Raw genomic sequence first — 10,689 nt, forward strand, 5'->3', positions numbered from 1 at the left:
GAAAGCGCTGCGGCCGCCACCCCGGAGGGCGGCGGCCGCACAGCGTCTGTGGTTCTGCTGAGGCGTCCCTAGCGGGCGCGACGGCGCATGCGCTCGACATCCAGCAGGACCACGGCCTTGGCCTCGATCCGCAGCCAGCCGCGCAGGGCGAACTCGGCGAGGGCCTTGTTGACCGTCTCACGGGAGGCGCCCACCAGCTGGGCCAGCTCCTCCTGGGTGAGGTCGTGGTGCACGTGCAGGCCGTCGTCGCCCTCCTTGCCGAACTTGTCGGCGAGTTCGAGCAGGGCCTTGGCCACGCGGCCGGGCACGTCGGTGAAGACCAGGTCGGCCATCACGTCGTTGGTCCGGCGCAGTCGGGCGGCCAGCGACTTCAGCAGCTGGAGGCCCACCTGCGGGCGGCTTGACAGGAAGGGCCGCAGGTCGTCGTGGCCGAGCCCGGCGAGCACGGAGTCGGTGACGGCCACGGCGCTCGCGGTGCGCGGGCGCGGGTCGAACAGCGACAGCTCTCCGAACATCTCGCTGGGGCCGAGCACGCCCAGCAGGTTCTCGCGACCGTCCACGGCCGTGCGGGTCAGCTTCACCTTCCCGCTGAGGATCACGTACAGGCGGTCGCCCTCGTCACCCTCGTTGAACAGGGTCTGACCGCGACCGAGACGCACCTCGTTCACCGAGGAGCGGAGCGCGGCCGTGTCCTCCTCGTCCAGCGCCTCGAACAGAGGGGCCTTCCGGAGCACCTCGTTGATCTCGTCCACACGTCCTCCTAAAACCTGACCGTCAACAGTGTGACGTATATCGCAACCGGGTGGGAAACCAGTTCGTTACCACGGCTAGTCCGCCGGGAGACAACGTGCCCACAACAGCCGACGTCAGCCCATGCGATCCTAGTCGTTGCCGACTTGGGTCACGGCGTGTCCGCGCCGTACGACCGGACATTGGTTACATAATCTCGGTCACCAGTCGAAACGTCGGCACGCGACCGAATCCCGGCACCGGTGTGAGTCGACCCGGACGTGCCCCCACGACCGGACGCCTACCCTGTGACGATGTCCCACACTCCAGAGCCCCGTCACACCGCGTCCGAGGAGGGTGCGGCCGTGCCGGAGAACGCCACGCCCACCGGGGAGAGCCGACTCGCGCTGGTCCGCCGCGCTCGGAAGATGTACCGGGAGCTCTCGGAGCTGTACCCGGACGCCCACGCCGAACTGAACTTCACCACCCCGCTGGAGCTCCTGGTCGCGACGATCCTGTCCGCGCAGTGCACGGACAAGCGGGTCAACCTGGTCACCCCGGCGCTCTTCGCGCGCTACCCCGACGCCGAGGCCTACGCGTCGGCCAGGCGCGAGGAGCTGGAGGAGATGATCCGTTCGACGGGGTTCTTCCGGGCCAAGGCCAACAGCCTGTTGGGGCTGGGCCAGGCCCTGTGCGAACGACACGGCGGCGAGGTTCCTGGAAACCTCGCCGACCTGGTCAAACTACCCGGTGTAGGACGAAAAACCGCAAACGTACTGCTCGGTAACGCCTTCGATGTGCCGGGGATCACCGTGGACACCCACTTCGGCCGACTGGTCCGGCGATTCGGGTGGACCGACGAGGAGGACCCGGTCAGGGTCGAACACGCCGTCGGTGAACTCTTCCCGCCCAAGGACTGGACGATGCTCTCCCACCGGGTGGTGTGGCACGGCCGCCGCGTGTGCCACGCCCGCAGGCCCGCCTGTGGCGCGTGCGGCGTGGCCCGCTGGTGCCCGTCCTACGGGGAGGGGCCCACGGACACCGAGACCGCCACCAAACTGCTGCGCATGCGCTCCTTCGCCTGACCGGCCAGGACCCGGAGACGCGGGCACGGGTCCCGGCAGTTTGTACCCTGAATCACGTGAGTGCGCGCACACCGGCTCCCGAGGCGTCCGCACTCGTACAGATGTCGGCGCGACAACCCCCGGAACAGGTTCCCAGCGAATGAACTCGACCCCGCTCTGGCTGTCCGCGCTCGCGGACGACGCCCGGACGATGCCGGTGCCCAAGCCGATGCGCCCGCCGGAACGGGGCGGCCGCGAGTCCGCCGTGCTCATCCTCTTCGGGGAGACCGACCGGGGCCCCGACCTCCTGCTCATCCAGCGCAACGACGGGCTGCGCCGCCACGCTGGCCAGCCCGCCTTTCCCGGCGGGCGGATCGAACCCACCGACGCCTCACCCGAGGCGGCCGCGCTGCGCGAGGCGGAGGAGGAGACCGGTGCCGTCCCCGCGGGGATCGACGTGGTCGGCCGTCTCCCCGAGCTCTACCTGAGCTTCAGCGACTTCCGGGTCGCCCCCATCCTCGGCTGGTGGCGCGAACCCTCCGAGGTGCGCGCCGCCGACGCCGGGGAGGTCGCCGCGGTGGCCCGCGTCCCCGTCGCCGACCTCGCCGACCCCGCGAACAGGGTCAAGGTCCGCTACGGGGGAGGCCCCATGTGGGGGCCGGGGTTCCGGGTGGACGGCATGCTCGTGTGGGGTTTCACGGGGGCGATCATCGACAGCCTGCTCGTTCTCGGGGGATGGGAACTTCCCTGGCGTGACAGGGGTCTAACAGACGTGTTCGAAGCCACCCCGCAGGGACTCCGCCCGGTCGGGTAACGCTCACTTCTTGGAGGGCATCCGTGCTCGACGCGGTCCTGGTCATCCTGTTGCTGCTCTTCGCGGTGACCGGCTACCGGCAGGGGTTCATCGTCGGCGTCTTCAGCTTCGTCGGCTTCATCGGCGGCGGGATCGTCGCGGCGCTCACCGCGCCCGGGCTCATCCAGGAGTGGGTGGCCGACCCCGGGCGCCAGGCCCTGCTGGCCATCGCCGTGGTGTTCCTCTCCGCCGCCCTGGGCCAGTTCCTCGCGTCCTACCTGGGCACCATGGTGCGCAACAAGGTCACGTGGGACTCGGCGCGCGTCGTGGACGCGCTCGGCGGCGCGGTGGTCAGCGGGATCTCGGTGCTGCTGGTCGCCTGGTTCATCGGCAGCACGGTGGCCAACTCGGCCCTGCCGTACGTGTCCCAGCAGGTCAAGGAGTCACGCATCCTCCAGGCGGTGGACTCGCTGATGCCGGACGCCGCGCACCAGGGCTTCTCGACCTTCCGCCGGGTGGTGGACCAGAGCGCCTTCCCGCAGGTGTTCAGCGGCCTCGGTACGGGCGAACTCGCCGAGGTGGACCCGCCCGACCCCGACGTCCTCACCACACCGGAGCTCATCGAGTCCAGCCGCAGTGTGGTCAAGGTGCTCGGTACCGCCCCCTCCTGCCAGCGGCGGGTGGAGGGCACCGGCTTCGCCTACGGCCAGGACCGCATCATGACCAACGCCCACGTGGTCGCCGGGGTCACCGAGGACCTGCGCGTGGTCACCCGGGACGGGCACCAGCTGGAGGCCACCCTGGTGCTGTTCGACGCCCAGCAGGACCTGGCCGTGCTGCACGTGCCCGGAATGGACCTGGAGCCCCTGGACTTCAACGCTGAGGCGGTTCAGGGAGACGACGCCGTCGTGGCGGGCTTCCCGCGCAACAGCGGGTTCACCGCGGTCCCGGCGCGCATCCGCGCCAAGCAGACCGCGCAGGGCTCGGACTTCTACCACGCGCAACAGGTGAGCCGGGAGATCTACCAGGTGCGTGCGGTGGTGCGCCCCGGCAACTCCGGCGGCCCGCTGCTCGCCCCCGACGGCACCGTGTACGGAGTGGTGTTCGCCGCGGCCACCAACGAGGACGAGACCGGCTATGTGCTGACCGCCGACGAGGTCGCGGCCAACGCGGAAGAGGGGCTGACCGCCACCGCGGAGGTCTCGTCCCAGACCTGCGACTGAGCGCGGTCGGGGCGGGAGCCCCACGGACGACGAGGGGGCGCCTCCCGGTGCGGGAGGCGCCCCCTCGTGACGTGAGGCCTAGTTCGAGCTCGGGTTCTGGGTCTGGTCCGCGTGGAGCGGCCAGCTCATCCGGACCACCGTGCCCGATTCCTCGGGTTCGATGCTCACCTCGTCCGCGAGGCCGGTGATCACCGCCAGGCCGAGGCCGGGGGAGAAACCGGAGATCCCGCCGGGAGGGGTGTCCTCGCCGTCCAGGAAGAGGCCGTCGAGCAACGGCTCCAGGCGGTGTGGCGTCTCCTCGGTGTCCTTCGCGGGGGCACGGTCGGAGACGACCACCTCGAAGCGTCGTGTCGCGCTCCCGGTGGAGCCCGGCATCGGGTTCGAGGCGTCGGTACTGGGGTCCGTCGCCGGATCGGGTCCGCTGCCGTCGATCAGCTGGAGTTGGATCGGCTGCGTGGGGCAGTGCAGCTTGTGCGCCGCGACCGCCCGTGAGCAGGCCTCACCGACCGCCAGCCTGATCTCGTCGATCGCGGAGGCGGCGATACCCGCCCGACGCGCGACGGTCGCGGCCATGAGCCGAGCCGTACGCACGTGGGCCGGGAGCGCGCTGATCGTGAGCGTGATGGTTGCCATCGCTCGCTCTGGGTTACTTCGACGAACGCTTGTCGATGGCTTCCTGCACAGAGCCGTGGATACCGAACACCTTGGTCAGCCCGGTGATCCGGAAGATCTTCAGAATCCGCTCCTGGGTGCAGACCAGGTCCAGGGTCCCGTCGTGAGCACGGACCCGCTTCAACCCGCCCACAAGCACACCGAGGCCCGTCGAGTCCAGGAACTCCACCTTCTCCATGTTGACCACGAGGTGGAAGTTGCCCTTGTTGACCAGGTCGATCAGCAGCTCGCGGAGCCGGGGCGCGGTATAGACATCGATCTCACCCTCAACGACGACGATCTCGGTGTCGCCCTCGGTGTAATGATCAAGCTTCAAATCCACAAGTCCTCCAGCGCCGAACCGCGAAATATCGCGAAGTATCTCTGCCGGGCGTTACCCCACCAGCACGCATTCAACCACGGGTGTCGCTAATGTCTGCCCGCCATGCACGCGCAAACGGCGACCCCGCGCCACTCCTACCCCGGATGTCACACTGAAACCGACGTCGAGCGGTGCCCCGAACCTCGGAACGAGGGCGGACGACTCGCGAACGTGTCCAGTGAGGAGGGGACTCGATGAGGCGATCGGAGCCCGCGCTCCCCGGCGTGTGGCGTGACGACACCCGGTACCCGCAGGTCACCCACATCGAGCATGTGGCCCGGAACGCGGGAGTGAGTGGGGACTGGCCTGAGTGGACAGCCCCCCATCTGGTCGAACGACTGGCCGAACGGGGGATCACGGGTCCGTGGTCCCACCAGGCAGCCGCCGCCGACCTCGCACGCTCGGGCCGTGATGTGATCATAGCCACGGGCACCGCCTCGGGGAAGTCGCTCGCCTTCCTTATGCCCGCTGTGGACGCCGTTGACTCAGGGGAAACGGTGCTCTACCTCTCTCCCACGAAAGCGCTTTCCCAGGACCAGCTCAGATGGATTACGGACCTGGGACTTTCGGGCATGCGCGCGGCCGTCTACGACGGCGACACCACCCCCGAGGAGCGCTCCTGGGTGCGCGAGCACGGGAACTACGTCCTGACCAACCCGGACATGCTGCACCACGGCATCCTGCCCCGGCACGGGGCGTGGTCGAGGTTCCTGCGACGGCTCCGCTACGTGGTGATCGACGAGGCCCACCGGTACCGGGGGGTCTTCGGCTCGCACGTGGCCCAGATCCTGCGGCGTCTGCGCAGGCTGTGCGCCCGCTACCGCTCCGAGCCGGTGTTCGTCCTGGCCTCGGCCACCTCGGGATCACCCGCCGAGAGCGCCACCCGGCTGACCGGCGTCCCGGTCACCGCCGTGAGCGAGGACGGTTCTCCCCGGCCGGGGATGTCCGTCGCGCTGGTCGAGCCGGAGCTCACCGACCTCACCGGCGAGCACGGCGCGCCGATTCGCCGCACCGCGCCCTCGCAGGCCGCCGAGATGCTCGTCGACCTGGTACGGGACGGGGTCCGGACGCTGGTGTTCGTGCGTTCGCGCCAGGGCGCGGAGGTGGTCGCGATGAACGCCCAGAGGATGCTGACCGAGGACGGCGAGCACGACCTGGCCGGACGGGTCGCCGCCTACCGGGGCGGATACCTGGCCGGTGAGCGGCGCGAACTCGAGGAGGCCCTGAGATCGGGGGAGCTCCTCGGCCTGGCCAGCACGAACGCCCTGGAACTGGGTGTGGACATCAGCGGTCTGGACGCCGTGCTCATCGCGGGTTGGCCGGGCACGCTGGCGTCGCTGTGGCAGCAGGCGGGCCGCGCCGGGCGGCGCGGGGAGGACGCCCTGGCGGTGTTCATCGCGCGCGACGACCCCCTGGACACGTATCTCGCCCACCACCCCGAGGCCATTTTCGGGCGCTCCGTGGAGGCGACCGTCCTTGATCCGGAAAACCCGCACATCCTCGGCCCGCACCTGTGCGCGGCCGCCCAGGAGCTCCCGATCACGCGTGAGGACCTCGCCCTCTTCGGGGAGACCACCGAGGGCCAACTCGCCGAACTCGTGGACCGGGGACTGCTGAGGAAGCGCCCGAGGGGCTGGTTCTGGACCAGTCACGAACGGGCAAGCGACCTCGCCGATATCCGTGGTGCGGGTGGGCCTCCGGTCCAGATCGTCGACACCGCCAGCGGACAGCTGCTCGGGGAGATCGACGAGGCCGCCGCGCACGGAACCGTCCACGCCGGGGCGGTCTACCTCCACCGGGGCGCGACCTACCTGGTCGACGACCTCGACCTGGACGAGGGGGTGGCCCTGGTGCACGCCGCCGAGCCGCCCTACAGCACCTGGTCCCGGGACACCACGGACATCACGGTGCGGTCGGTGCTCCGTGAGGAGGCCTGGCCGAGCGGGGCGAAGGTCTGCTTCGGCGAGGTCGAGGTGGTCCGCCAGGTGGTGGGCTTCCTCAAACGGGACGTGCGCACCGGCTCCGTCCTGGGCGAACAGTCCCTGGACATGCCCGAACGCACCCTCCAGACCCGCGCGGTGTGGTGGACCCTGCCCCGGGAGGGGGAGGACCGGCTGCGCGGGGAGGACGTCGCCCTCCTGGGGGCCGCGCACGCCGCCGAACACGCGGCGATCGGCCTGCTGCCCCTGCTCGCCACCTGCGACCGCTGGGACATCGGCGGGGTGTCCACCGCCCTGCACGGGGACACCGGGAAGCTGACGGTGTTCGTCTACGACGGCTACGAGGGCGGCGCGGGGTTCGCCGAACGCGGCTACGCGGCGGCCCGGGAGTGGCTCGGCGCCACCCGGGCGGCCATCGCCGACTGCGAGTGCGAACAGGGCTGCCCCTCGTGCATCCAGTCGCCCAAGTGCGGCACCGGCAACGAGCCCCTGAGCAAGTCAGGCGCCCTGCGCCTCCTCGACGAGGTCCTGGGCGCCGCGAGCTGAGTTGTCCACAGGCTGGGGACAACGCCTTCCCCTCCACCAGAGGACACCGCACTCTGGAAGGACCGGGCGGAACCTCCTCCTCCCGGACCACCAGGGAGGTCCCGTGTTCTCTTCGCCGTGCCCGTTCACCCTCGACCGGGGCATGAGTACCGCCGAGTACGCCGTCGGCACGATCGCAGCCGTCGCCATCGCGGGGGTGCTCTACCTCATCGCCACCAGCGAACCCGTCTCGGCCGCGCTCACCAAGGTCTTCGTCGATGCGCTCCAGCCCCGGCACTGACCACGGCTCCGTGACGATGGAGGCCGCCATGCTGCTTCCCACGCTGATGCTCCTGCTGGCGGTTGCCCTCGGCGGGATCGCCGCCGCCGAGGCTCGGCTGTCCTGCGCCGACGCCGCCCGGATCGGCGCCCGCGCACTGGCCCGTGGGGAACCGCCCGAACGGGCCCGGGCCCTGGCTCTGTCGGCCGCGCCCGACCGGGCCCGGGTGGAACTCTCCGAGGGCGACGGCACCGCCCGCGTGACCGTCCGCGCCGAACTCCGGATCGGTCCCCTCCGAGCTCCGCCGCTCGGTGTGGGCGCCGAAGCGGCGGTCCCCCTGGAGGCACACGGATGAGCCCGGGATTCGCGGTCCGGTTCCCGGTGGCCGCCCCGGGATCACCCGGCCGCGAGGAACCGTCGTCCGGTGCTCAGGGGTCACCCGCCCCGGTGCCCCCTTCGCGCCCGCGGAGATCAGGGGCATCGGGTCCCGCGGATTCGGGGTCGGCGAGCGTCTGGTGGATCTCGCTGAGCCTGGTGCTGTGGTTCCTGGTCCACGCCGTGCTCCTCGTCGCCACGGCACGCCTGGACCGCGACCGCGCGGCGACCGCGGCGGACCTCGCCGTGCTCGCCGCCGCGGCCCGGGCACACGAGGGCGCCGAGCCCGTCTGCGCGGTGGCCCGACGAACCGCCGAGGCCAACGGGGCGGTGCTCGCCTCCTGCGAACTGGACGGCCTCACCGTCGAGGTCACCATCTCCCTCACCGCTTCGGCCCTGCCCCACGAGGTCACCGCGCGCTCCCGGGCCGGACCGCTCCACGATCCCGGGGAGACAGAGTGACCGACCTGGTGGCGAGCTTCCACTTCCCGGGTCTCCCGGCCGTGCCGACGGTGCCCGAGGTGCCACACCCAGGGTTCGTGCGGCCCCTCAAGGAGCCTGCCTGACCTGCGACCTCCGGAGGTGGCCACAAGGGCGCGGTGACGGGAGCGCCAGGGTGACCGGCGCCATGGTCTTCCTTCGCCCGGCGGGAGAACTGCCTGGTTGGCTTGGGGACCTCACCTTTCAGGTGGGACGAGCCCCCAGGCTAGGGCGACTTCTTTGGAAGCTTTCGCCGGTCGCGGCGGAGCCGCCATCGATGCGAGCGGCCGCCCTCTACTGTGCGCTACTACGCAGGTTCCGCAGAGTCGCCCAGCGGGGCCACCCCGGGGTTGGCTGTGCCAGTTTCACCGGTGCTGTCCGTTGAGGGTGGTGGCGGGTGACGAAGAGGGTGGGTGCCGCGCCGTAGGTGTCCGTTGAGGGTGGTGGCGGGTGACGGGTGGGCGGAATGATCCACAACACGCTTTAGGCGCCCTCCCACCTCCGCGCCGGATGTGTGACCCAGGACACGTGCGGGTCCACGAGAAAAGTCGCCTCCCGACCGAACACACACCCCCTCCACCGACATAGACGGGTGAGAGAACGGGAGGAACGCCGATGCGAGAAGGCCGGGCCGGAGACGAACACTCCGACCGACGCGACTTCAACGCCGTGTTCGAAGAGCACTACGACGCGGTCTACCGCTACGCGCGCCGACGTGTGGGGCCCGACCAGGCCGATGACGTCGCCTCGGAGGCCTTCGCGGTGGCGTGGCAACGCCGGGCGCGGTTGCCCCCGGGCCAGGAACTGCCCTGGCTCTACGCCTGCGCACGCCGGATCGGTCTCGCCCACATGCGCACCGCGCAACGCCAGGGGCTGATCGCCGCGTCGCTCGGGCGTGAGACCGACGCCCACCACGACGACGCCGACCAGTTCATCGACCGTGCTGGAGCGCTGACCGCCCTGGCCCGGCTGACGGAGGTCGAACGCGAACTCGTGATGCTCGTGACCTGGGAGGGGCTCGACTGCCGCCAGGCCGCCAAGGTGATCGGCTGCACCCACGTCACCGCTCGCGGACGTCTGCACCGGGCTCGAAGAAAACTGACCGCGTACATGAAGGAAGACGCCCCCGCGCCCGCACGGGTCCGCGTCCTGAAGGAGGCCCCGTGGACGACCTGACCGCTCTGCGCAACGCGTTCGAGGGGACCGACCCCGCGAAGGACGTTCGCCCCACCCCCGAGGCCCGACAGCGGGCGCGTGTCGAAGCCATCGCGAAACTGGAGGAACACGAGACCATGGCCCGCCCCCTGTGGAAGCGCATCCCCGTCCTGGCCGCCGGTGCGGCCACCGCAGCCCTCGCCGTGGGCGCCGGTGTGGTCGTCCTGCCCGGTGACGACCCCGCTGGCATTCCGCTCGCCTACGCCGCGCAGCCCGAACCCATCGAGGTGACCGGAGGTGACCCTGCCGACGGCACCGAACCGCTGACGGAGCTGGCCGACGTCACCGAGACGCGCGGCGCGGCCCCCGGTGAGGGGGACGTCGCCTTCGTGTCCACCACCGGCGTGCAGCTGCACCTGCTCACCGCCAATGCCGGTGACGAGGACCCCGACGAGACCTACGGGTACCGGTTCGTCCCCTACGACTGGACGGACTGGGAGGACCTGGAGGGCAACACGCGCCAGGACACCGAGCCCAAGCCCCCGCTGGAGACCGGTGGCGAGGAGGCCGACCACGAGTGGTTCCTGGACCAGGGCAGCGAGTCCCACGAGGACACCCTGCACGAGAGTCTGGTGTGGCCCGCCGAGCTGCCCACTGACACTGACGGCATGCTGGAGGTGCTCGCAGACTTCGGGGAGGGCCCGGTCGACGAGTCCCTGCCCGCAGTGGCCAACGCCGTGGACCGGCTCTACGAGTCGCGTCCGCTGTCCGGCGCGGAGGAGGCCGCCGTCCAGCGGGTGTTCGCGGAGGTCGCCGACGTGACCTACCTGGGCACCGCCACCGACACCCTGAACCGTGAGGGTGAGCTGTTCTCCTTCACCGTGGAGGACGACGGCCGGGTGACCGAGGTCCGGTACATGTACGACGCCCTGGACGGCGCGCTGCTCTACCGCGACACGACCCTGCTGGAGGAGGGCCCCGGCTACGGGGACGCCGCCGACTTCGGGCTGGAGTACCCGCTCCTCACCGAGCAGATCGGGTTCGTGTGGTCGGGCTGGGTCGGCGAGATCGGCCAACGCCCCCGACGGGAGG

Annotated in this window: 12 protein-coding genes; 9 read left to right on the forward strand and 3 right to left on the reverse strand. The window is 70.7% G+C overall.

All coding sequences use genetic code 11. The annotated features are described in order from the left end of the window. Window positions 1–68: 68 nt before the first annotated feature. A complete protein-coding gene (locus tag D452_RS0123995; RefSeq protein WP_014908639.1) occupies window positions 69–752 on the reverse strand; it encodes a Crp/Fnr family transcriptional regulator in 684 nt (227 codons plus the stop codon). A gap of 405 nt (window positions 753–1,157) precedes the next feature. Here D452_RS0123995 and nth point away from each other — a divergent pair, with 405 nt between their 5' ends. The 3 genes from nth to D452_RS0124010 all read left to right on the forward strand — a co-directional run bounded on the left by nth (window position 1,158) and on the right by D452_RS0124010 (window position 3,809). After that, on the forward strand, window positions 1,158–1,814 hold the full coding sequence (gene nth / locus D452_RS0124000) for an endonuclease III (RefSeq protein ID WP_040694775.1): 657 nt from the start codon (window positions 1,158–1,160) through the stop codon (window positions 1,812–1,814). A gap of 139 nt (window positions 1,815–1,953) precedes the next feature. Then, window positions 1,954–2,607, forward strand: a complete 654-nt coding sequence (locus tag D452_RS0124005; protein WP_017546682.1) for an NUDIX hydrolase — start codon at window positions 1,954–1,956, stop codon at window positions 2,605–2,607. A gap of 23 nt (window positions 2,608–2,630) precedes the next feature. Beyond that, window positions 2,631–3,809: a MarP family serine protease gene (locus D452_RS0124010; RefSeq protein ID WP_017546683.1), complete on the forward strand. Its 1,179-nt coding sequence runs from the start codon at window positions 2,631–2,633 to the stop codon at window positions 3,807–3,809. Between the two features lie 78 nt (window positions 3,810–3,887). On the opposite strand, the gene D452_RS0124015 is transcribed toward D452_RS0124010, so the two are convergent. Together D452_RS0124015 and D452_RS0124020 are read right to left on the reverse strand one after the other, a co-directional pair. After that, window positions 3,888–4,442 carry an ATP-binding protein gene (locus D452_RS0124015; protein WP_017546684.1) on the reverse strand — a complete coding sequence of 185 codons (555 nt, stop codon included), beginning with the start codon at window positions 4,440–4,442 and terminating at the stop codon, window positions 3,888–3,890. A gap of 13 nt (window positions 4,443–4,455) precedes the next feature. Continuing rightward, window positions 4,456–4,803: an STAS domain-containing protein gene (locus tag D452_RS0124020; protein ID WP_026117083.1), complete on the reverse strand. Its 348-nt coding sequence runs from the start codon at window positions 4,801–4,803 to the stop codon at window positions 4,456–4,458. Window positions 4,804–5,036: 233 nt separating this feature from the next. Between D452_RS0124020 and D452_RS0124025 the strand changes: the two genes are divergently transcribed. The 6 genes from D452_RS0124025 to D452_RS28895 form a co-directional block, all read left to right on the forward strand. Beyond that, window positions 5,037–7,328 (forward strand): DEAD/DEAH box helicase, encoded by a 2,292-nt coding sequence (locus D452_RS0124025; RefSeq protein WP_026129634.1) that lies wholly within the window; start codon window positions 5,037–5,039, stop codon window positions 7,326–7,328. 103 nt (window positions 7,329–7,431) lie between these two features. Continuing rightward, window positions 7,432–7,608, forward strand: a complete 177-nt coding sequence (locus tag D452_RS29925; protein WP_017546687.1) for a DUF4244 domain-containing protein — start codon at window positions 7,432–7,434, stop codon at window positions 7,606–7,608. Next, a complete protein-coding gene (locus D452_RS0124035; protein ID WP_017546688.1) occupies window positions 7,586–7,942 on the forward strand; it encodes a TadE family type IV pilus minor pilin in 357 nt (118 codons plus the stop codon). The genes D452_RS29925 and D452_RS0124035 overlap by 23 nt, the downstream gene beginning before the upstream one ends. 92 nt (window positions 7,943–8,034) lie before the next feature. Then, on the forward strand, window positions 8,035–8,424 hold the full coding sequence (locus D452_RS31525; protein WP_051061361.1) for an Rv3654c family TadE-like protein: 390 nt from the start codon (window positions 8,035–8,037) through the stop codon (window positions 8,422–8,424). Between the two features lie 633 nt (window positions 8,425–9,057). Beyond that, window positions 9,058–9,618 carry an RNA polymerase sigma factor gene (locus tag D452_RS0124050; protein ID WP_017546691.1) on the forward strand — a complete coding sequence of 187 codons (561 nt, stop codon included), beginning with the start codon at window positions 9,058–9,060 and terminating at the stop codon, window positions 9,616–9,618. After that, the coding region (locus tag D452_RS28895; protein WP_083927612.1) for a CU044_5270 family protein at window positions 9,606–10,689 on the forward strand (1,084 nt) is incomplete at its 3' end. The genes D452_RS0124050 and D452_RS28895, both read left to right, overlap by 13 nt.

This window comes from Nocardiopsis prasina DSM 43845, from assembly GCF_000341265.1.
GTDB lineage: Bacteria > Actinomycetota > Actinomycetes > Streptosporangiales > Streptosporangiaceae > Nocardiopsis > Nocardiopsis prasina.

Excerpts from the sequence above, each read along its gene's own strand:
- D452_RS0124050 (WP_017546691.1), top strand. The coding sequence starts at position 9,058 with ATGCGAGAAGGCCGGGCCGGAGACGAACACTCCGACCGACGCGACTTC.
- D452_RS0124005 (WP_017546682.1), top strand. The coding sequence starts at position 1,954 with ATGAACTCGACCCCGCTCTGGCTGTCCGCGCTCGCGGACGACGCCCGG.
- D452_RS0124035 (WP_017546688.1), top strand. The coding sequence starts at position 7,586 with ATGCGCTCCAGCCCCGGCACTGACCACGGCTCCGTGACGATGGAGGCC.
- D452_RS0124025 (WP_026129634.1), top strand. The coding sequence starts at position 5,037 with ATGAGGCGATCGGAGCCCGCGCTCCCCGGCGTGTGGCGTGACGACACC.
- D452_RS0124015 (WP_017546684.1), bottom strand. The coding sequence starts at position 4,442 with ATGGCAACCATCACGCTCACGATCAGCGCGCTCCCGGCCCACGTGCGT.
- nth (WP_040694775.1), top strand. The coding sequence starts at position 1,158 with ATGTACCGGGAGCTCTCGGAGCTGTACCCGGACGCCCACGCCGAACTG.